The sequence below is a fragment of the Salinimonas iocasae genome (assembly GCF_006228385.1).
In the GTDB taxonomy this organism is placed as follows: Bacteria; Pseudomonadota; Gammaproteobacteria; order Enterobacterales; family Alteromonadaceae; genus Alteromonas; species Alteromonas iocasae.
Genome location: NZ_CP039852.1, coordinates 621,302 through 643,403, shown reverse-complemented (window position 1 = coordinate 643,403; position 22,102 = coordinate 621,302). Strand labels below are relative to the sequence as shown.

The window sequence follows — 22,102 nt, the reverse complement described above, 5'->3', positions numbered from 1 at the left end:
AAAATTCAGTCACAGGAAAAGTAAATCGGCGGTTATTGCTTAACGGCCAACAGCGGTACGTTAAGTTTACCGGGTAAAGCGGTAAGTCATTCGCGGCCGGGCCCGGACAGTGATAAGGTAGTGCTATTACCCATTTTTATTTTTACCTTATGAATCAACCCACTTTTGACGACGTACTGAATGCCGCTAAACGTATTCAGGGGAAAGTGCACAAAACGCCGTTGTTCGAATCGGCATTACTCAACAAATGGCTGGGCCACCGGATAATATTTAAAGCTGAGTGTCTGCAAAAGATAGGTGCCTTTAAATTGCGGGGCGCGGTAAACGTTCTGGCCCACCACGCCGAGTGCGGGACACTGCCGCAACGGGTAGTGGCAAATAGTTCAGGCAACCACGCACAGGCTGTTGCCTACGCCGCATCGCTTTATAATATTCCCGTTACTATCTTTGCTGCCAAAAGTATTTCACCAATTAAAGCCGCTGCTACCAAAAGCTATGGCGCCGATCTGAAGCTTTATGATAGCCGTCCCGAAGCGGATGAGGCAGTCAGCGAAGCCGCGCAGCTGCCAGGAACACTCTGGATCCCGCCATTTAATGACAAAGATGTTATTGCTGGTCAGGGAACCGCTGCGCTGGAAGCAATCGAAGAAGCCGGTAATGTTGATGCCGTTTTTGCCCCCTGCGGCGGTGGTGGTTTACTTAGCGGAAGCTTTTTGGCTACGCGCGGCATGTTACCTGATGCGAAGGTCATTGGTGCAGAGCCTGCTAACGCCAACGATGCCGCAAAGTCGTTGCAAAGCGGAATAATAGAAACACTGCCCGGTCCAGCACAAACGCTGGCCGATGGTGCTGCCACGCCCAGCGTTGGTGAGCATACTTTCGCTTTTTTACAGGAGCTGGATGATTTTTATGAAGTCGATGAGATTCAAATTGCCTACTGGACACAGTGGCTACAGCACCTGTTAAAACTTCACATAGAGCCAACCAGTGCCATGACGATGGCAGCCGTTGCGGCATGGGCTGTTGAAAACGAAACACCCAAAACGGCCTTGGTCATGCTATCTGGTGGCAATATCAGCGCCACCAGCATGCAAAAAATCTGGCAGCAGGATTACCTGCTACAGCCGCCCATGATATGTCCTGAGGAAGAATCACAACATGAGCAACATCTATAAAAAACTGTCTTTAGCCGCAGCACTGGTAATTGGGGCCACCCCGGTCTATGCCGATACATTGCTGATTAAAAATGTGAACGGATACACGCTTGATGAAAGCGGCGAACTGGTAACGTTTAAAGCTCTGGCTGTGGACGATGGTAAAATATCAGGCCTGAACCCTGACACAACAGTGCAATACGATCGCATGGTCGATGGCAGCGGAAAAACGTTGTTACCCGGCATGATCGACGCGCACGGACACTTACTCGGTCTGGGCAGCAACTTGCTGGAAGTTGATTTGCGGGATACCGACAGTGTACAGCAAGCGGTATCAAAGGTTGCTGAATATGCACTGGCCAACTCTGCGGGCGAGTGGATTACAGGACGTGGCTGGAATCAGGAGTTATGGTCTGATCGCGCCTACCCGCGAGCCAGCGACCTTGATTCAAAAATTGATGACCGACCGGTATGGCTAACCCGCGTCGATGGTCATGCTGGCTGGGCTAACAGCCGCGCGCTGAAGATAGCTGGCATTGATAAGAATACTCAATCACCTAAAGGCGGGCAGATAGTCAAAGATGCCCAGGGTAATCCCACAGGCGTGCTGATAGACAACGCTATGGGTTTGCTTGAAAAACACATTCCGGCAACCGGAAATAAGCAACTCAGCGCGCAACTCGATGCGGCAGGTCAACACTTATTGGCCAACGGTGTTACAGCGATGCACGATGCGGGCATCCCTCACTCCGTGTATGACTTTTATTTACGTCGGGCGGTAGAGAGCACTTTACCGGTTCGTATTTATGCCATGATAAGTGCAACAGACAGCCAGCTTGCCACTATGCTCGACAACGGGCCGATTCGTGACGCTGATGACTATCTGTTTATCAACAGTGTGAAAGCCTATGGTGATGGCGCGTTGGGAAGCCGTGGCGCAGCACTGTTGAAGCCTTACAGCGATGCTCCGCATCAAAAAGGGCTTATGGTGACCCAGCCTGAAGATTTTCCTGGTTTGTTTAATCAGGTTATTAATGCCGGATTTCAGCTTAATTTTCATGCTATCGGCGATCGGGCAAACCGACTGGCTCTTGACCAGTTTGAGGCGACATTCGATGAGCATGGCGGACAATCTCTGCGTAATCGTATCGAGCACGCTCAGGTAGTTGCCCCCTCAGATTTAGCGCGTTTTTCCTCGTTACAGATATTGCCATCAATGCAGCCAACTCACGCCACCAGCGATAAGAATATGGCAGAAGATCGTATTGGCAAAGCGCGAATGGAAGGCGCTTATGCCTGGCAAACCCTGTTAAAGTCAGGCATTGCCGTGCCTCTTGGCTCTGACTTCCCGGTTGAACTGGCTAACCCGTTCTATGGTATTCATGCAGCGGTAACCCGACAGGATCGCGATAATAATCCGGTAAAAGGCTGGTATGCCCATGAAGCGCTAAGCATCAAACAGGCATTTAAGGGGTTCACGCTGGATGCTGCTTACGCCGCGCATATGGAAGATAGTCTGGGTACACTGACCCCTGGTAAGTGGGCCGACTTTATTATCGTCGACCAGGATATATTTTCCGTGAAGCCTGAAGCGCTTTGGAAAACATCGGTAGAACAAACCTGGGTGGCCGGAGAAAAAGTATTTGAGAAATAAGTGCTACCGATAACGCGGTTGCATTACGTCGCGCCACCAGGTATCAAAGGTGGCCGGCTGCTGCACATTGATTATTTCTCCAAAACGCGGGGTGAGCAATTTGACATTAGCGTTGTTCGCCGCTGCCGAGATTTTTTCTAAAGGCTCGAACCAGGGGTGAAAAGCCAGATCGAATGTACTGTTGTGAACTGGCACCAAATAGGAAGCGTTGATATCCAGGGTAGCCTGAATAGTTTGTGCCGGCGTCATATGTACGTCGGGCCAGTATGGGGCATAGGCACCATTTTCTATAAACGCCATATCAAAAGGCCCGTAACGGCGTCCTATCTTTTTAAAGCCATCAAAATATCCTGAATCACCACTGACGAACAAACGCTTGTCGTTTAATCTGATAACCCAGGCGCCCCACAATGACTTGTTTCGATCACTTAAACCGCGTCCGGAAAAGTGTTGCGCAGGAACCAATACTACTTCCCCATTCTTTACGGCCTTCGCGTCCCACCACCCCAGTTCAGAAACCCTACCCGCGTCAACGCCCCACGAAATAAGCTCGGCTTTTACACCAAGTGGTACCGTATATTGCAGGTTGTCATTATCAAGCTGGCGTATCGTCTCTTCATCAAGATGATCATAATGATTGTGGGTTAACAAAATTCGCGAAACAGAAGGCAATTCTTTAATTGCTATTGGTGATGGATGAAAGCGCTCCGGCCCCATGAAAGAAAACGGCGATGCGCGCTGTGAGAATATGGGGTCTATTAACCAGTACTCTTTGTGCGCCTTTATCAAAAGACCCGAATGACCGAGCTTAACCACATGTACATCGTTATCGGGCAAACGTTCCAGTTGCGCACGCGTTAGGGGGCGGACTGGAACGGGTGTCTCAGGCCGTGAGGCCTCGCGCTCTTGCGTGAATCGACGATAAAGAATACTGAAAAACTTAAAAGGAGAATCTTCTGCACGGGGAGGCTGATTTACAAAATTGCCATCGACAAAATATTCAACGCTGTAATCTTTTTCAGATAGCGTTACCAGGTTCTGGTTGATCCCATACGCAGCCAAAAGTAAAAGGCTGATAATCACAGCCAGAAAGATAGTTATTTTTTTAATAATGTTTAGCATTCAGTAAGGCAGACACCAATGATATTGCGGATTGACTACCCGTTGTAGAGTGTACGAATCCACTTTTCCTCGTTGATGAAGCCCCAGCTCCACGAAGCGAATTTCTCGCCCAGGCCGGTATCAACAATTTCTTCAACCGTCATACCATCTTGCTTATGCTTATTCACAATATCGCGGGTCGCTTCAATCATGGATAAAAACGCCTTATAGTCTGCTTTATCAGCAAGGGGTCCGTGGCCAGGAATAATGACAGTGTTGTCATCTATTTTCCCCAACAGCGACGTTACTGCCTTAATATAGCCATCTACCGACCCGCCTGATTTTAAATCGATAAACGGAAACCGTTCATTGAAGAATAAATCACCGGTGTGCAATACATTCGGTTCCTCAAACCAGATTACGGAGTCACCGTCAGTATGACCGTTACCCAGATGCCAGATATGCAGGGTTTCGTTATTAAAATGGAGTTTAATGCCGTCCTGGTAAGTCAGAACAGGCAACGCAGCCTGGTTTGTCTCGTCGTCCTTTTTCAGCCGTATCCGAACATTCTCGTGGGCAAGAATGGTGCTTTGCTTGTTTGAGTGGAACCATGCATTACTGCCGGTGTGGTCGCCATGAAAATGCGTATTAATGATAAATTGAGGTTTATCGGAGCCCAGCTTATCAAGCGCCATTGATATTTTTTCAGCCAGTGGCTCAAACTGGTCATCAATAATCAGCACGCCGTCTTCACCCGCTGACACCCCAATATTGCCGCCCTGACCGGTAAGCATATGCACCGAGCCTTCTAGCGCTTCGCTCTGTATATTTACATTGCTAAACCTGTCCTGTGCGCTCACTGCGCTACTCATAGTAAATGTGGCAGCACATATCGTTGCGACTATTTTATTCATGGCTTTGGCTACTTGGTTAAATAATATCTAGTAACCTTTATGTGCAGAAACTTTGAACAGATCAGTTTGTTATGTTTGTTTACCGTTATGCAGGCACCTATTTCGCCGGTGTATTTCCCATTCACAAACCTGAGCCCAGGTGACCTTCAGCTGGAGTTGGAGGAGCAGCTAATTCTGGCGAACAGAGCGCTAAAACAGTACGCTGAAATAGTCACCCCCTGGCCTAACATGTAGCGCATAGCTTTGTGTCTAACGAGAGTGGAGAAATTCGATTGGTGCCATACACTTGTGTCATATTTAGCGACACAATTTCTTAAGCAGGTAGCTTTGTATGGCCTCAGCGTTCCAACTATGTCCCAAAGGACATATCAACCATCTTCTAAAGGTTTTACATAGGAAAAACGCGGCATGCGCTCCCCGTTTACTTCGACAGTCTCGCAAAACATACTAAGCGGTCTTATCCACAGCGACTTCTCACCATATTCCGGCCTGTAAACAACGTAGAGACTCTCATCTTCAGAATGACGGGCTACCTCATACACCCGGTAATATTGTCCCTTATAGTGCAGGTAAATCCCCGGCTTAATTATTGATTCCATTTATTCATCCAGTGGTAAAGTCAGTTGCTCAACAGGCGTCGCCTCCGCCAGCCCGATATGCAGGCCGACTAACCTAATCCCTCTGTCACCAGCACGTTGATATGCCTGTTGAAGCAATTCATCAAAAAATATGTCATCGAGTTTGTGATGACGGTTCTCTACCGTGGTCAGCTGAAAATCACTGAACTTGAGTTTCACCCCTTGCGTGCGTATGCGGATGGGCTTTCCCTTTGTATGCTTAGCCTCATGATTTTTTACGCGTTCGTGAAGCTTCTCAAGAAGCTTTGGCAGCATCTCCCTGCATTCGTCTAACGTGTGGATATCCTCATGCAGCGTGCGTTCAACACCGATAGATTTACGCTTTCGGGTCACATTAACGGGGCGCTCATCAACCCCGTGCGCACGATCCCAGAGTACAGAGCCAAATTTGCCCAGCTCTTTCTGAATACGTTCAAACGGGTACTGTCGGATATCATCACACGTGCTAAGCCCCATGCGATGTAGCTTTTGCAAAGTAACCTTCCCCACCCCCGGAATCTTTCCCAGCGGCATAGTTTTTACAAACTCATCGAGTTTGTCCGGTGTAATCACACAAATACCATCAGGCTTATTTTCATCGCTGGCGACTTTGGCCACAAATTTACACGATGCCACACCGGCCGAGGCGGTCAGCCCCAACTCATTGCGTATTCGTTCACGAATAGTTTCAGCAATAAGCGTAGCACTGCCGTTGCAATGAGCCGAACCGGACACGTCCAGATACGCCTCATCCAGGGACAGCGGCTCAATCAAATCGGTATAATCAGAAAAGATAGCCCGTATTTTCTGAGATTCCTGTACGTAAACGTCCATTCTTCCTTTAACCAGCACTAAGTCAGGGCATAAACGCATCGCATAGGCGGTTGCCATTGCAGAGCGCACACCGTATTTACGGGCTGGATAGTTACAGGTGGAAATCACCCCGCGGCGATCAGAACTCCCGCCTATTGCGATAGGAATATCGCGTAGGGCCGGATTATCCCGCATTTCAACTGCGGCATAAAAGCAATCCATATCGACATGAATGATTTTACGCAAATGGGCATACCAACCTGTATGAATAGACAGGCATTGTACAATGGCTAATGCAGCTTTGCATCTACCGTCAGATTAAATATTGCTGTAAGCAGGAACTGATAAATTAAGGTATCACAGACCGATGATTAAATCAGCGCCCACCAAACTCAGGATTAGCAATCATTTCAAGCTCAACAATTCGGGCGTACTGCCTGAGGCGGTTGATCTGCGCCTCACTGTAATGTTTGACATCATCATGGATCAGACAAAACGTACCGATTTCATAGCCATCCGGTGAATGAAGAATCATTCCTGCATAAGAACGTATGTAGGGTTCGCCTTTCACCAGTATGTTGTTCTTAAACCTGAAATCAGCATGGGTATCAGGGACAATAAGGTACTCTTCTTCGGCAATAGCATACGTACAGAATGAAACATTACGGGGCGTTTCGTTAACAGTAAGTCCCTGGCGGGACTTAAACCACTGACGATCTTCAGCCACCAGACTTATCAGACAGGTTTTGCACTCAAACTCCTGTTGCGCCTGGTGAGTAATAACGTCGAAGCGCGCTTCGGGAGGCGTGTCGAGGATATTAAGCTTTCGCAATGCTTCAATGCGTTCAGCTTCATTATTCATATGCGGGATATCAGGCATGTTTTCGCTCAATATAAACAGATGAAACAGGTGATGCGAATAGACTATACGCACAGCGAGTCAAAGTGTTCATTTTGAAGTGGTTCTTTCGAACGGATAAAGCGGAGATGTGATGTCACCGCGAACGAGACTAGGTATCAAAATGAGTTGTCATGGTGACACAGAAAACCTGATATGCATACACTGCGAAGAACGTAAAACGGCGAGTCGCCTCGCCGTTACGTTAAAGAATTTGATTGTCCTTCCACTCCTTGAGCTTTCTCTCTCTGGCTTCCTGCTTTTCCTGACGCGCCTTTTTACGATCGCACGGTTCAGGACAATCACAGGCTTTTTCAATACCCAGCGCACCCAGTCCGCCGCAACTTCCCGAGATAGTTTTCTTTTGCACCAAGTAACCCACCGCCATGGCCAGAACCATCGCTAGGAAAAAAACAAAAGCTAAAATGAAGGTACTCATGAATACACCTTTTACCTGAAATTAATTTCGTACATCTACCACCTGCTCGAAAGCAGGAGATACATATTCTTCAAACCCATCATCCGTTTTTCTGATTAGCAGCACCGCCAGGTCCTCCTTTTCGGCCAGGCTACGGGCTTCGTCCCATCCCATTACCATGAGCGCAGTCGCCAGACCATCTGCTGTCATTGACGAAGGCGAAACCACTGTGACCGCGACAAGGCTATGCGTAATAGGCTTGCCTGTTCTGGGATCGATTAAATGAGAGTAACGCTTCCCTTCCTGCTCATAGTAATTTCTGTAATCACCGGATGTTGCTATTGCGTTGGTGCCAACAGAAAGGATTTTTTGTACTGCACGCTCTGTTGTTACCGGCTTTTCAATGGCGACCAGCCATTCATCGCCATTCCCGCGGTGACCCTTAAGGCGCATCTCACCGCCGATCTCGACCAGAAAATTATGTATTTCCTGCTGTTCAAGAATTGCGGCCACCTGATCAACGCCGTAGCCTTTGGCAATAGTGGATAAGTCGACATACACCATAGGGTGCGACTTTAATAAAGCGGTGTCGGTCGTGCTTATTTTATCAAGACCAACGTATGCTCGTACATCGTTTATTTGTTGTTCTGTAGGTACTGTTTCCGGACGCTTATTAGGCCCGAAGCCCCATAAGTTCACCAGAGGACCAACCGTAACGTCCAGAACATTATTGCTCATATCGCCCAAACGTAGTGCTTCGTTGACCACTGTCAGGGTTTCCGCTGAGACCGGATAAGGTTTTGTATAACGGTTCTGATTAAAACGCGAAAGCTCTGAACCTGTGTCGTAGGTAGACATCAATGCGTTTATTTCATTCAACCTTTTATCAATTTTTTTCTTAAGATCCGATTGCGGCTCGCTACCTTCCGGTACCACATACTTAACATTGTAGGTTGTGCCCATGGTTTCACCCTGCAAGTGAACCACTGGCATCTTGTCTTCGCTACAGGCGGTAAGAAGCATGCTGAAAGACAACAGCATTGCCATATACACTGATTTAAACACTACCACTTCCTTACATAAAAAAAGGGGCGTCGCCGCCCCCTTTATCATTCTGTTAACTCGATTTAGCCACCGAAGTCATCAAGCATGATATTTTCATCTTCGACACCAAGGTCTTTAAGCATGTTGATTACTGCAGCGTTCATCATAGGTGGACCACACATGTAGAATTCGCAGTCTTCAGGTGCCGGGTGGTCCTTAAGATAATTCTCAAGTAACACCTGGTGAATGAAGCCGGTGTACCCTTCCCAGTTATCTTCTGGCTGCGGGTCAGATAAGGCTACATGCCACTCAAAGTTATCATTCTCTTCAGCCAGCTCGTCGAAATCTTCGGTATAGAACATTTCACGCAGAGAACGTGCACCGTACCAGAATGAAATCTTACGATCTGTTTTAATCCGGCGAAGCTGGTCAAAAATGTGTGAGCGCATTGGCGCCATACCAGCACCACCACCAACGAAAATCATCTCGTTATCTGTTTCCTTAGCGAAGAATTCGCCAAACGGTCCGGAAATGGTGGCTTTATCACCCTCTTTAAGGCTCCAGATGTAAGAAGACATTTTACCAGCAGGCAAGCTCAGATTATTAGGCGGCGGCGTAGCGATACGCACGTTAAGCATAATAATCCCTTCTTCTTCTGGATAGTTGGCCATTGAGTAAGCGCGGATAACTTCTTCATCAACTTTTGATTCGATATCAAAGAAGCCAAAACGTTCCCAATCACCATGATATTCGTCTGGAATATCATAGTCTTTGTATTTAACGTGATGTGGCGGCGCCTCAATCTGAATATAACCACCCGCGCGGAACGGAACGCTCTCGCCGTTAGGAATTTTCAGTTTAAGTTCTTTAATAAAGGTGGCCTGGTTGTCATTCGAGATAACCTCACAGTCCCACTTCTTAATACCAAACACTTCTTCAGGTAGCTCTATCTCCATGTCCTGTTTAACAGCAACCTGACATGACAGACGGCAACCTTCACGAGCTTCACGCTTAGTAATGTGGTCAAGCTCAGTTGGCAGGATCTCACCACCACCAGATTTGATATCTACGCGGCACTGACCACACGAACCACCGCCACCACAGGCTGATGATACGAAAATACCTGCTTCAGCCAATGCGCCCAATAGCTTACCGCCGGGCTGTGTTTTAATGGCTTTATCAGGATCATCGTTGATCAGAATTTCTACATCACCAGTGGGTACCAATTTTGATTTGGCAAACATGATGATGAATACCAGCGCCAGTACGATGACAATAAACATGCCGACGCCAAGGAATACTTCAACACTCATTTCTATGCTCCTTAGCTAATTACAGCGCGATGCCGGTGAACGACTGGAAACCCAGCGCCATCAAACCCGCGATCATAAAGACAGAACCCAGTCCACGCACACCATCCGGCATGTCAGCGTACTTAAGTTTTTCACGAACTGCAGCCAGTAGCACAATGGCCAATGCCCAACCAACACCGGAACCAACGCCGTAGACAATACTTTCACCGAAGTTGTATTCACGCTGAACAGCGAATGCAACACCACCGAAGATCGCACAGTTAACGGTAATCAGCGGCAGGAAGATACCCAGGGCGTTATAAAGCGCCGGGAAAAACTTATCCAGACTCATTTCAAGAATCTGTACCAATGCTGCGATAACACCGATAAACGTCAGGAAGTTCAGGAAGCTCAGGTCAGCGTCCGGAAATCCTGCCCATGCAAGCGCACCTGGCGCCAGTACATTAACGTAGATAACCTGGTTAACCGGTACTGAGATACCCAGTACTACGATTACCGCTGCACCCAGACCCATGGCTGTTTTAATTTTCTTAGATACAGCCAGGAACGTACACATCCCCAGGAACAGGGACAATGCCATGTTCTCAATAAAAATTGAGCGAACAAATAGAGAAATATAATGTTCCACGTCTTACTCCTTAGGCTCTACTTGCTCTGGACGAATGGTACGAATTAACCACACCATACCGCCAATCAGGAAGAACGAACTAAACGGAAGGATTAACAAACCGTTACCCTGATACCAGCCACCGTTTTGGACTACTGGCAGAATTTCGAAACCCAGAATAGTACCGAAACCGAACAACTCTTTAATGATACCGATACAAATCAGAATGAAAGAGTAACCCAGACCATTTCCGATTCCGTCAAGGAAGCTCAGTAGAGGTGGGCTCTTCATCGCGTAGGCTTCTGCACGTCCCATCACGATACAGTTCGTGATGATCAGGCCCACGAAGACCGAAAGCTGCTTCGATACCTCATAGGTGTAAGCTCGCAGAATCTGGTCAACGACGATTACCAGTGATGCGATGATAGTCATTTGAATTATGATTCGAACACTTGATGGAATCTGGTTACGAATCAGTGAAATAAATAAATTAGAAAATGCCACAACGCTGGTAAGCGCCAGAGACATAACCAAAGCTGTTTCAAGCTTGGTAGTAATTGCGAGTGCTGAACAAATACCCAGTACCTGCAAGGCAATCGGGTTGTTGTCCAGAATCGGTCCAAAGAGGACCTGTTTCATTTCTTTTGCGTCTGCCACGATAATACCCCTTATGACCGCCAGGCTTGGTTTTTAAGAAACTCACCAAAGCCCTGCTTACCAGCCCAATAACGAATTGTATTTTCAACACCGTTACTGGTCAGCGTAGCACCAGATAACGCGTCAATTTCGTATGGGTCGCTTGGGTTAGCACTTTTAGTAACATCAATGGCTACGTCGCCATCTTTATACAGTTTTTTACCGTCCCACTTTTCCTGCCAGTTAGGGTTTTGAACTTCACCACCCAGTCCTGGCGTTTCCGCTTGTTGGTAATAAATCAGTTCTCGGATTGTTTCACCATCCGCGTCAACCGCTAAAAAGCCATACATCAGGTCCCACAGACCACTACCATGCACAGGCATAATGATACGGGTAACGGTATCGCTTTCGTCTTTAACCAACCAGACACTGGCAACATTCGCCCGACGCTGAAAGCCAACATTGCTGTTTTCAACTTTCTTGCTCATTTCAGTTTGTTTGGCAGCTTTGTACATATCGTACTCAGCACCATCACCACCTGGTTTATTGGTGAACTCGCCCGTGTCCAAATCGACGTAACGGCGCTCAACCTTTTCTTCATAAGTAGTGCGTATCACGTCACTACTCATACCCGCTTCATACAACCCAGCGGCGGTAAGAATGTTGGTTTGCTTATCCAGTTCTTTGTTAGCTTGCTGAATCTGGCGCAAACCTACTGCTGCGCCAGATACCACTATCGAACATACCAGACAGACGGCTACAACAACGCCAACCGTCTTTCCAAAAGAGTCTTTCTTAGCTGACACGAGCAACCCTCCGCTTGATATTGCTTTGTGCGACAAAATAGTCGAACAGTGGTGCCCAAAGGTTAGCAAACAGAATCGCCAACATCACACCTTCAGGGAAGGCTGGGTTCAACACACGAATCAAAACTGTCATAAATCCAATGAAGATACCGAACGCCCATTTACCAGTGTTAGTAAACGAAGCCGAAACCGGGTCGGTAGCCATAAAGAACATAGCGAATGCAAGACCACCAATAACAAAGTGGTAATGCGCAGGCATTGCGAACATCGCATTGGTGTCACTGCCAATCATATTGAGCAGCGTTGCAAAGAAAGCAACACCAATAGCTACACCCGAGACGATTCTCCAGCTGGCAATTCGCATATAAAGTATAAACAGACCACCAATCAGGATAGCCAGCGTAGATACCTCACCGGCAGAGCCAGGAATCGCACCGAAGAATGAATCCCACCAAAGCTCCATGTTGGTGTAATCCATCTCGCCGGATGCTGCTTTACTCAACCAGGTCGCACCGGAATAACCATCAGCTGCAACCCAAACCTGATCACCAGAAATTTGTGCAGGATATGCGAAGTAAAGGAACGCGCGGCCTGATAGTGCCGGGTTCAGGAAGTTACGGCCAGTACCACCAAAAACTTCTTTAGCGATTACCACACCGAACGTAATACCTAATGCAACCTGCCAAAGCGGAATCGTTGCCGGCAGCGTCAGTGCAAAAAGAACCGACGTGACGAAGAAGCCTTCGTTGACTTCGTGCTTACGCACTGAAGCAAATAATACTTCCCAGAATCCACCCACGATAAATGTGGTGGCGTAAATAGGTAGCCAGAAGCAGGCACCGTAGAACATCATTGTGCCCCACCCTGCATCTGCACCGAATTCACCACCTAATGCGGTGAACAAAGCGGCCTGCCAGCTATCTGGCAGTGTACCGGCACCGGCAGCAATGGCTTCAGAGGCCTGAAAACCAATGTTGTACATACCGTAAAACATGGCCGGGAACGTTGCCATCCACACCATGATCATGATGCGCTTCAGGTCGATACTGTCGCGAACATGGGTGCTGGCTTTATTGACTTTACCCGGCGTGTAGAAAATGGTTGCCGCCGCTTCATAAAGCGCGTACCACTTCTCGTGTTTTCCACCCGGCTCAAAGTTTGGTTCGATTTTTTCTAAATACGCTTTCAAACCCATGACTTAACCCTCTTTCTCAATAGTGGTCAATACATTGCGCAGAATCGGACCATAATTGTATTTGCCGGGGCATACATATGTACACAGCGCCAAATCTTCTTCATCCAACTCAAGGCAACCTAACGTCTGAGCACTGTCTGTATCACCTGAAATCAGGTCCCTAAGCAGAAGCGTAGGAATGATATCCAGAGGCATAACGCGTTCATAGTTACCAATTGGAACCATAGACCGCTCGGAACCATTGGTTGTTGTTGTCATATCAAATTTCTTGCTACCGCTCAGGTGGCCAAGATAAGCCCGGGTAACAGAATGCTTGTCAGAACCCGGAGTAATCCAGCCGAACAGCTTTTTCTCACGGCCTTCTTTCAACGCGCATACTTGCGTGTGGAAACGACCAAGAAACGCGTGAACACCCTGAGCCGTTGTACCATTGAGTACAGAGCCAGAGATAACACGCACTTCACCACCATCAATTTCGTTGGCAGTCAGCTCGTCAATATCTGCACCAATCATAGTGCGGATAAGACGTGGTTGTTTTGCAGCTGGTCCACCCAGCGCGATTACTCGGCGATTGTCCAGCTCACCGGTAGTCAGCAATACACCAAGCGCCATTACGTCCTGGTAATTGATGTGCCATACCGTTTTAGCATTGCCAACAGCATCTAAATGATGGATATGTGTGCCTGGAAGGCCTGCCGGATGTGGTCCGCCAAACTCTTCAACATCTACCTTGGCATTGCCGGTTGCAACGCTTGCACCTGGCGCTTTACACACAAACACTTTGCCACCAGACAAGGCGGTCAGTGCGTTAAGACCATTGATGAAATCCTCTTCACGCTCTTTAATAATTACCGTAGGATCAGCAGCAAGAGGGCTGGTATCCATAGCAGTAACAAAGATTGAGTGAGGGGTTGAACCTAAGGCGGGCGCCTTGCTGAACGGACGGGTTCTGAACGCTGTCCACATCCCGGAGTCTACCAGCACCTGCTGTAAATCTTCACGTGATGAATCGGCCAGCTTATCAGCTGCAATCTTATTGAAAGTAACCGCTTCGTCACCTTCAACTTTGACCACAACAGACTGAAGAACACGTTTGGCACCGCGGTTAACTTCTACCACTTCACCGGCAGCAGGTGCAGTGAATTTTACGCCAGGATTCTTTTTGTCTTCAAAAAGAAGCTGACCTTTCTTCACTTTATCACCCACCTGGATGTGCATGGTAGGACGCATGCCTACATATTCTTCGCCCAGAATGGCAACGCGCGTCGCAGTATTTCCATCGGAAATTTTCTGCTCAGGCGCCCCCTTTATCGGGAGGTCGAGACCTTTCTTGATTTTTATCATATGTAATCGCACTACTCTAATAGAAGAACTCTTTTGCATGACCGCACAATGCTGCGCCTGTCAGCATGCAAAAAAGCTCTGTTTTTCGTTACATGAACGCGCTCACGTTCGGCTTGCGTTTTGCAAGCTATACCAGCACTGCTGGCAATGCTGATAACCGTCTATTTAAAAAAGATATTTTTATTGTAGAGCCGGCGTCAGACAGCGGGTTTAGCGAAATCCGCGCTTTACTCCCACACCCTGGCCGTGAAGTAAGGGTAGAATAACCCCCACCTAATTTCGGGATTTTAACATTATCCATTGGTGTTTCGCTATGCAAATAATGGATAAACCACAAATTTTGTTCAAAATACCTGTAAACTTTATGCCGAACGATTATACAACAACTGCTTAGCATCAAAAAAGCCGACAACATGTCGGCTTTTTAATGATTACCAGCTTAGCTGAGGATCGACATCCTGTTCATAATCGACCTGCTTCATATCGAATCCGAACAGGCGAAGGAACTCATGATGATAGCCCTCATAATCACTGATATCGTGGAAGTTTTCCTGCGTAACATCATCCCACAGCGCTTTTATCTTAGCCTGAGTCTGCTCGTTGGTCTCTTTGCTATCCATGCGAAAACGATTCGCTTCATCCAGCGTCGGCTGATTGCCATACAAGCATTGTGTAAATAAGCCGTTTATCTGTTCGATGCAGCCTTCATGCGTGCCTTCGTCTTTCATCACCTGATACATCAGCGAGATATACAAAGGCATAACCGGAATCGCCGAGCTGGCCTGAGTAACCAGTGCTTTGAGTGAGGATACATGCGCATCTAACAGTAAGTCAGAGTGCTTGCCATTGATTGAAGACGCTGCGCGATCCAGATCCTCTTTGGCTTTACCGATCGTCGCCTGACCATATATGGGCCAGGTCAGTTCCTTGCCGATATAGGTATAAGCCGTAGTCTTACAGCCTTCGGCAAGTACACCAGCATCTGCCAGTGCATCAATCCACATTTCCCAGTCTTCGCCACCCATCACTTTTATCGTGTTGAGTATTTCTTCGTCGGTGGCAGCTTCCAGCGTCACATCATGCACTTTGTCTTTATCAGTGTCATACGTTTTGGTGGTGTACGCTTCACCGACAGGCTTCAGGGTAGACTTATAGGTAATTCCACTATTGGGGTCGGTACGACGAGGCGAAGCAAGGCTATAGATGACCAAATCAATTTTGCCCATCTCGCTTTTAATACGCTCTATCACGTCTTTTTTCATTTCGTGAGAAAAAGCATCGCCATTGAGGGTCTGTGCGAACAGCTCTTCTTTTTCAGCATATTTATGAAATGCCGCGGTGTTATACCACCCCGCTGTGGCGGTTTTGCGTTCAGTAGGGGCTTTCTCGAAACAAACACCCAGTGTTTTGGCGCCATAACCAAATGCAGCTGTAATTCTGGATGCCAGGCCATAACCTGTTGAGCAACCAATAACCAACACATTCTTAGGACCCTGACCGTAGTCGCCCTGTTGTTTCACGTAATCAATTTGCTCTGCCACGGCTGCATCGCAACCTACCGGATGGGCATTGGTACAAATAAAGCCTCTGACTTTTGGCTTGATGATCATAATTTACGTCCTTTACTCAATGTGAGGGTATTGTAAACACGTGCTGCTGTTTAACAACTCGGAGCACCTGGCTGATTCGACAGCTAAAATTATAAATGTACGGCGGGAATATAACAGAGGAATTATTGCGACACATAAAACGTATTCAGCATGTTTATGTGTCGCAAAGTGGCATTAAGAGAGTACGTCTAGCAACTCTACGTCAAATACCAGTGTGCTGTAAGGGGCAATTGCGCCGCCAGCGCCCTGCTCACCGTATGCCAGTTCGTGTGGTACATACAAACGCCATTTTGAGCCTTCTTTCATCATCTGAAGGGCTTCAGTCCAGCCTTTGATTACGCCGTTTACCGGGAACTCTGCCGGTTGGCCACGCTCGTATGAGCTGTCGAACATTTTACCGTCCAGTAATGTGCCATGATAATGCACTCGAACTGTGCTGTCGGCGTTAGGCGTGCTGCCTTCACCGGTTTCAATTACTTCATATTGCAGACCGGTATCAGTTACCGTGATCTCTTCGCGCTGGGCGTTGTCTGCCAGAAACTTCTCGCCTTCTTCAATCAGGGCCTTGCTCTGTTCCGCTTTGGCTGCCTGCATACGCTGGTGAATTTCGCCAAACGCATTACGCAGGGTATTGTTATCAACCTGTGCTGTTTCACCGGAGAATGCATCACGCAAACCTTCAGCTACTGCATCGATGTCCAGTCCGTCGAAAGGATTAGACTTAAGCTGTTCACCCATCTGAAAGCCAACACCGTAACTTGCCTGAGTTTCTACCGTTGTATATTTATCGGACACAATCTCTCCTGAAATTAAATTACATTTTCTGACTAATTTTTGCTCATGCGGAAAATTTTCCCAAATGCAAAAATTGCTAACTGCGCAAGTGTACCATACCGTATGCCTACTTGCCTCAGAGCGCTGTTTTCAATTTATGATCGCTTTGCGTAATTCCCCTTTATAACCCTTAGACGTTAGACAAGAGTGTCGCTACGAAGTAAGGTGACAGGCATGCAAGCAGGAGGATGCCATGCAATCACACTATGATTCAGAACTTAAAGATACAGTGAGATACCTGGGAACAGTCCTGGGTGATACCATTAAAAATGAGCTTGGTCAGGAGTGGCTGGACCGTATTGAACAGATACGTAAAGACGGCCGCTCATCCTATCAGGGTGAAACATCATGCAGCGACAATCTGAAAGAAACTTTCAAAGAGCTTTCAGATAAAGACCTGCTCACCGTTGGCCGGGCTTTTGCTCAGTTTCTGAACCTGGGCAACATTGCCGAGCAGGAATTCAACAGTGCTATGAACGTGGATGCATCTATCGATGCACTGTTCGAGCACCTGGACAAAGCGCAGTTAACCGCCGAGAACGTTCATAAAGCGGTCAGTAAACTGAATATCGATTTGGTACTTACGGCCCACCCTACCGAGGTTACCCGGCGCACGCTGATTCATAAGCATAAAGAATTAGCCAGTTGTCTGCAGACCATTCACCAGGAAAACCTCAATGATCATGACCGCCAGCGCGTAGAGACACGCATTGCCGACCTGATTAGCCAGGCCTGGCATACTGAGGAAATTCGTTCAGAGCGCCCGACACCGGTTGATGAAGCGCGCTGGGGATTTTCTGTCATTGAGAATTCGTTGTGGGAAGCAGTACCTGAATTTCTGCGTGAGCTGGATGAGCGCTTACAGAAAGATTATGACGTGCACCTGCCGCTGGACTCTGCGCCGGTTAAATTTGGTTCCTGGATGGGTGGTGACCGTGATGGTAACCCCTTTGTCACTGCCAAACTGACCGAGCAGGTACTTTACCTTGCACGTAAGCGCGCCGCTAAGCTGTTTGCTCAGGACTTTGACCGGTTGCAGGTTGAACTGTCAATGTTCGACTGTAGCGACGAGATGCGCGAAGTCGTTGGCGATGCCAATGAACCTTATCGTGCGCTGCTACGTCCACTGGTAAGCCGCCTAACCGCTACCCGTGACGGAATCAGCGATTTTCTGGCTGGTAAAAATGTCGATCAGAGTAACTGGGTCCAGGATAACAGCGAATTACTCGACCCGCTTCTGCTGTGCTACGACTCTTTGTGCAAGTGCGGCATGAAAGTTACCGCTGATGGCTTATTGCTTGATACGATCCGCCGTATTCGCTGTTTCGGTGTTCACCTGTTGCGTCTGGATGTCCGTCAGGATTCAGAGCGCCACGCTGATGTGCTGAGCGAAATTACCCGCTACCTAGGCCTGGGCGATTACGCACAATGGAGCGAAGATGATAAGCAGGCGTTTTTATTACGTGAACTGTCGTCGAAACGCCCGTTGTTCCCTGCGCACTGGAATGCGTCTGATGATGTTAAGGAAGTACTCGATACCTGCAAAGTCATCGCAAAACACAGTAAAAATGGTTTTGGTATCTATATTATTTCAATGGCCAGCGAGCCTTCTGATGTCATGGCCGTGCAGCTCTTATTGCAGGAGTCAGGTGTAGACTGGCCTATGCCGGTAGCGCCATTGTTCGAAACACTGGATGATTTGAACAACTCGCCGGATGTGATGCGCAAACTGCTTTCAATAGACTGGTATCGTGGCTATGTGAAAGGCCGTCAGTACATCATGATTGGCTACTCAGATTCAGCGAAAGATGCTGGTGCACTGGCTGCCGGCTGGGCGCAATATGAGTCCCAGGAAGCACTGGTAAAACTGGCTGATGAATTCGATGTTCAGCTAACCTTGTTCCATGGCCGTGGCGGCACTATCGGTCGTGGTGGGTTACCGGCACATGCCGCTATCCATTCTCAGCCACCGGGCTCACTGGAAGGCGGGTTCCGTGTTACTGAGCAGGGCGAAACTATTCGCTATAAGTTCGGCATGCCGCGCCTTGCTAAGCGAAGCCTGGGTATTTATGCCAGTGCGATAATTGAAGCGATGCTGTTCCCGCCACCGGAGCCGAAGCCAGAATGGCGTGAGCTCATCACCAAGATGGCGGCTAAAGGTCGCGATAATTACCGTGCAACGGTAAGACAGGATGAAGATTTTGTTCCTTACTTCCGCGTTGCAACGCCGGAACAGGAACTTGGCAAACTACCTTTAGGCAGCCGTCCCTCTAAGCGTAAGCCTCAGGGCGGCATAGAAAGTCTGCGCGCAATACCGTGGATTTTTGCCTGGGCGCAAACGCGCCTTGTCCTGCCTTCATGGCTTGGAGTGATGCGCGCTATTGATGAGGTTAAAGCTGAGTCTGATGAAAGTGTTGTTGCTGAGATGTTCAGTGAATGGCCGTTTTATCGCTCACGCCTGTCTATGCTCGACATGGTGTTCCATAAAGCGGACCCACGCATCAGTGAAGCGTATGACGAGCGTCTTGTACCTAAGGAACTGGCGCATTTTGGTGAGGCATTGCGCGATGAGCTGACACAAAGCATTGACTCGCTGCTTAATCTGACCGGACAACCTGACATTATGCATCGGGATCCGGAAGGTAAAGAGTCAATGAACATCCGCGCAGCGTACCTTCAGCCTCTGCATTATCTGCAGATTGAGCTGCTGGACCGTATCCGTAAAGCCGGAGATGATGCACATAATACTGCATTAGAACAGGCAATGATGGTAACCATTGCAGGTATTGCTATCGGTATGCGCAATACAGGATAACACCATCACAACCGCGTAATTGAAAGCCGGCATCAACGCCGGCTTTTTTGTGAGCGGTTTCTTATCTCTTCAAGGTAAGGGTGAACTAATCAGCCTGCTAATGATGTAAACACCCATACCCTAGCAAAAGGAGAGAACCAATGATTAATGCCTACGCAGCCAAAAAGCCGGGCGGTAAGCTTGAGTCGTTTGAATATGATCCCGGCGAACTTGGCCAGGATGAAGTGGAAATTGAGGTCGAGTCCTGTGGATTGTGTCACAGCGATCTTAGTATGCTCGATAACGAATGGGGCATGACTGAATATCCGTTTGTTCCCGGTCACGAAGTCATTGGCCGTGTATCGAAGATAGGTAGTCAGGTTTCGACACTGGAAAAAGGCCAGCGTGTCGGTTTAGGCTGGCACTCAAGCTATTGTGACAGCTGTAATACCTGTCTTGAAGGTGACCACAACTTGTGTGGCTCGGCACAAATGACAATAGCTGGCCGCCATGGTGGCTTCGCTGACCGGGTTCGCGCCCAGTCCACTGCGGTTATTCCTCTTCCGGAAAAGATAAACCCTGATGTTGCCGGCCCGCTTTTCTGTGGAGGCATTACCGTATTTAACCCTCTGACACAGTTTGATATTCAGCCGACTTCAAAGGTTGGTGTCATTGGTATTGGCGGTTTAGGGCATATTGCTTTGCAGTTTCTCAATGCCTGGGGCTGCGAAGTCACGGCGTTCACCTCCAGTGAAGAGAAACAAAAAGAAGCCAAAGAACTGGGTGCTCATCATGTTCTGGATAGCAAAAGCGATGAGGCACTGGAAGATGCTCAGGGGCGTTTTGATCTCATTATTTCGACAGTGAACGTTAAACTGGAATGGGATAAGTACATCGCCACACTTGCACCGAAAGGCCGCCTGCATTTTGTGGGTGCGACCCTTGAACCATTAGATATTGGTGTGTTCGGGCTGATAATGGGACAGCGTTCTGTTTCCGGCTCACCGGTTGGCAGCCCCGCTACAATTAAGAAGATGCTGGACTTTGCAGCCCTTCATAATATTGAACCGGTAACTGAAACCTTTGCGTTTGATGACATCAATGATGCTATCGCCCGGTTGAGAGAAGGTAAAGCGCATTATCGGATCGTACTTAAACATAATAAGTAGAATTCCAGACATAAAAAAACCGGGCAGACAGCCCGGTTTTTCTTTGTCAAAACGTCTTAGCCGTTTACGAAATCAACACCTGTTTTGATGTCGCCTCGTAAACCTTCAAGCATGTCATCTTTTGCTTTTTGCTCGAAATCACTCAGTTCACCATATGGCAGGATTTCCTGAACGCCGTTAGCACCTAACCGTACAGGATGTGCAAAAAACGCTGCGTCATCGCTGTCATCAGTTTGAACATAGGTGTACTCAACAACGTTCTCACCTTGCATCGCTGCAACCAGCGACAGGCAGAAGCGTGCTGCAGCCTGGCCCATTGACAGCGTTGCAGAGCCGCCGCCTGCTTTCGCTTCAACAACCTCTGTACCAGCGTTCTGGATACGCTTAGTCAGGCTCGCTACTTCATCATCAGTGAAGCTTACACCTTCAACCTGAGAAAGAAGCGGCAGGATAGTTGTACCTGAGTGACCACCAATAACCGGAACGTGAACGTTCGCCGGATCCAGGTCTTTCAACTCAGCCACAAAGGTTTCAGCGCGGATAACATCAAGTGTTGTAACACCGAACAGCTTGTTCTTGTCGTAAACGCCCTTTTCTTTCAGCGTTTCAGCAGCAATAGCCACCGTTGTATTAACCGGGTTAGTGATAACACCAACACAGGCATTAGGGCAATGGTCAGCAACACCTTCAACCAGAGTCTTTACTATGCCCGCATTCATATTGAACAAATCAGAGCGGTCCATACCAGGCTTACGCGGTACACCAGCAGGAATCAACACTACATCACAGCCTGTCAGCGCATCGCCCAACTCGTCTTTACCATGACCGGTAACGTTAACAGCAGTCGGAATGTGGCTTAAGTCTACGGCTACACCAGGAACAACCGGAGCAACATCGTACAGTGCGAGATCAGAACCGGCCGGAAGTTGCGTTTTCAACAACAGCGACAGCGCCTGACCAATACCACCGGCAGCACCTAACACGGCTACTTTCATTTGATTTCTCCTATGGAAATATATGTTAATCAACGACAGCGAAGCCTATAGCAACGCAGTTAGAAAGACAATTACCGGATGGTCTTAGGCCATCTGGCTACAAAATTGTCTATGTCGTATGCAATTGGTTGCATGATTATGCAATTAAATTGCCTAAAGTCCAGCTCTACGGCACAATAATAACTC

Annotated in this window: 21 protein-coding genes; 5 read left to right on the top strand and 16 right to left on the bottom strand. The window is 48.0% G+C overall.

Going from position 1 to position 22,102, the window contains the following annotated elements:
• Window positions 1–149: 149 nt before the first annotated feature.
• Together FBQ74_RS02830 and FBQ74_RS02825 are read left to right on the top strand one after the other, a co-directional pair.
• Window positions 150–1,175, top strand: a complete 1,026-nt coding sequence (locus FBQ74_RS02830; protein WP_139755224.1) for a serine/threonine dehydratase — start codon at window positions 150–152, stop codon at window positions 1,173–1,175.
• Window positions 1,159–2,808, top strand: coding sequence for an amidohydrolase (locus tag FBQ74_RS02825; protein WP_139755223.1), 1,650 nt, complete (start codon window positions 1,159–1,161; stop codon window positions 2,806–2,808). Before FBQ74_RS02830 ends, FBQ74_RS02825 begins: the two co-directional genes overlap by 17 nt.
• A 3-nt stretch (window positions 2,809–2,811) precedes the next feature.
• On the opposite strand, the gene FBQ74_RS02820 is transcribed toward FBQ74_RS02825, so the two are convergent.
• The 13 genes from FBQ74_RS02820 to FBQ74_RS02760 all read right to left on the bottom strand — a co-directional run bounded on the left by FBQ74_RS02820 (window position 2,812) and on the right by FBQ74_RS02760 (window position 14,514).
• Window positions 2,812–3,930 (bottom strand): MBL fold metallo-hydrolase, encoded by a 1,119-nt coding sequence (locus FBQ74_RS02820; protein WP_139755222.1) that lies wholly within the window; start codon window positions 3,928–3,930, stop codon window positions 2,812–2,814.
• 35 nt (window positions 3,931–3,965) lie between these two features.
• Window positions 3,966–4,823: an MBL fold metallo-hydrolase gene (locus FBQ74_RS02815; protein ID WP_139755221.1), complete on the bottom strand. Its 858-nt coding sequence runs from the start codon at window positions 4,821–4,823 to the stop codon at window positions 3,966–3,968.
• Window positions 4,824–5,191: 368 nt separating this feature from the next.
• Entirely contained in the window at window positions 5,192–5,422 is a 231-nt protein-coding gene (locus tag FBQ74_RS02810) for a DUF1653 domain-containing protein (RefSeq protein ID WP_139755220.1), read from the bottom strand.
• A complete protein-coding gene (gene dinB, locus FBQ74_RS02805; protein ID WP_139755219.1) occupies window positions 5,423–6,499 on the bottom strand; it encodes a DNA polymerase IV in 1,077 nt (358 codons plus the stop codon).
• A 130-nt stretch (window positions 6,500–6,629) separates the two neighbouring features.
• A complete protein-coding gene (locus FBQ74_RS02800; RefSeq protein ID WP_232371961.1) occupies window positions 6,630–7,133 on the bottom strand; it encodes a GAF domain-containing protein in 504 nt (167 codons plus the stop codon).
• A gap of 223 nt (window positions 7,134–7,356) precedes the next feature.
• Window positions 7,357–7,590, bottom strand: a complete 234-nt coding sequence (gene nqrM / locus FBQ74_RS02795; RefSeq protein WP_139755218.1) for a (Na+)-NQR maturation NqrM — start codon at window positions 7,588–7,590, stop codon at window positions 7,357–7,359.
• Window positions 7,591–7,611: 21 nt separating this feature from the next.
• Window positions 7,612–8,616, bottom strand: a complete 1,005-nt coding sequence (locus FBQ74_RS02790; protein WP_139757859.1) for an FAD:protein FMN transferase — start codon at window positions 8,614–8,616, stop codon at window positions 7,612–7,614.
• A gap of 80 nt (window positions 8,617–8,696) precedes the next feature.
• The gene (gene nqrF, locus FBQ74_RS02785) at window positions 8,697–9,926 is read right to left on the bottom strand and encodes an NADH:ubiquinone reductase (Na(+)-transporting) subunit F (protein WP_139755217.1); all 1,230 of its coding nucleotides are present in this window, start codon (window positions 9,924–9,926) and stop codon (window positions 8,697–8,699) included.
• A gap of 19 nt (window positions 9,927–9,945) precedes the next feature.
• Window positions 9,946–10,554: an NADH:ubiquinone reductase (Na(+)-transporting) subunit E gene (gene nqrE / locus FBQ74_RS02780; protein WP_139755216.1), complete on the bottom strand. Its 609-nt coding sequence runs from the start codon at window positions 10,552–10,554 to the stop codon at window positions 9,946–9,948.
• 3 nt (window positions 10,555–10,557) lie between these two features.
• Window positions 10,558–11,190, bottom strand: coding sequence for an NADH:ubiquinone reductase (Na(+)-transporting) subunit D (locus tag FBQ74_RS02775; RefSeq protein ID WP_139755215.1), 633 nt, complete (start codon window positions 11,188–11,190; stop codon window positions 10,558–10,560).
• 11 nt (window positions 11,191–11,201) lie between these two features.
• The gene (locus tag FBQ74_RS02770; RefSeq protein ID WP_139755214.1) at window positions 11,202–11,975 is read right to left on the bottom strand and encodes a Na(+)-translocating NADH-quinone reductase subunit C; all 774 of its coding nucleotides are present in this window, start codon (window positions 11,973–11,975) and stop codon (window positions 11,202–11,204) included.
• The gene (locus FBQ74_RS02765; protein ID WP_139755213.1) at window positions 11,965–13,170 is read right to left on the bottom strand and encodes an NADH:ubiquinone reductase (Na(+)-transporting) subunit B; all 1,206 of its coding nucleotides are present in this window, start codon (window positions 13,168–13,170) and stop codon (window positions 11,965–11,967) included. Before FBQ74_RS02765 ends, FBQ74_RS02770 begins: the two co-directional genes overlap by 11 nt.
• A gap of 3 nt (window positions 13,171–13,173) precedes the next feature.
• Window positions 13,174–14,514: a Na(+)-translocating NADH-quinone reductase subunit A gene (locus FBQ74_RS02760; protein WP_139755212.1), complete on the bottom strand. Its 1,341-nt coding sequence runs from the start codon at window positions 14,512–14,514 to the stop codon at window positions 13,174–13,176.
• Between the two features lie 65 nt (window positions 14,515–14,579).
• Between FBQ74_RS02760 and FBQ74_RS02755 the strand changes: the two genes are divergently transcribed.
• A complete protein-coding gene (locus FBQ74_RS02755) occupies window positions 14,580–14,780 on the top strand; it encodes a hypothetical protein (protein ID WP_139755211.1) in 201 nt (66 codons plus the stop codon).
• A gap of 165 nt (window positions 14,781–14,945) precedes the next feature.
• Here FBQ74_RS02755 and fabV read toward each other — a convergent pair whose 3' ends face one another.
• On the bottom strand, window positions 14,946–16,124 hold the full coding sequence (fabV, locus tag FBQ74_RS02750; RefSeq protein WP_139755210.1) for an enoyl-ACP reductase FabV: 1,179 nt from the start codon (window positions 16,122–16,124) through the stop codon (window positions 14,946–14,948).
• Between the two features lie 174 nt (window positions 16,125–16,298).
• Entirely contained in the window at window positions 16,299–16,919 is a 621-nt protein-coding gene (locus tag FBQ74_RS02745) for an FKBP-type peptidyl-prolyl cis-trans isomerase (protein WP_139755209.1), read from the bottom strand.
• 232 nt (window positions 16,920–17,151) lie between these two features.
• On the opposite strand from FBQ74_RS02745, the gene ppc reads away from it, so the two are divergent.
• The gene (ppc, locus tag FBQ74_RS02740) at window positions 17,152–19,773 is read left to right on the top strand and encodes a phosphoenolpyruvate carboxylase (protein WP_139755208.1); all 2,622 of its coding nucleotides are present in this window, start codon (window positions 17,152–17,154) and stop codon (window positions 19,771–19,773) included.
• A gap of 140 nt (window positions 19,774–19,913) precedes the next feature.
• Complete coding sequence (gene ahr / locus FBQ74_RS02735) at window positions 19,914–20,921, top strand: NADPH-dependent aldehyde reductase Ahr (RefSeq protein ID WP_139755207.1); 1,008 nt, start codon at window positions 19,914–19,916, stop codon at window positions 20,919–20,921.
• A 56-nt stretch (window positions 20,922–20,977) separates the two neighbouring features.
• Here the strand turns inward: ahr and mdh are convergent, their stop codons facing one another.
• Window positions 20,978–21,916, bottom strand: a complete 939-nt coding sequence (gene mdh / locus FBQ74_RS02730; protein ID WP_139755206.1) for a malate dehydrogenase — start codon at window positions 21,914–21,916, stop codon at window positions 20,978–20,980.
• Between the last annotated feature and the right edge of the window lie 186 nt (window positions 21,917–22,102).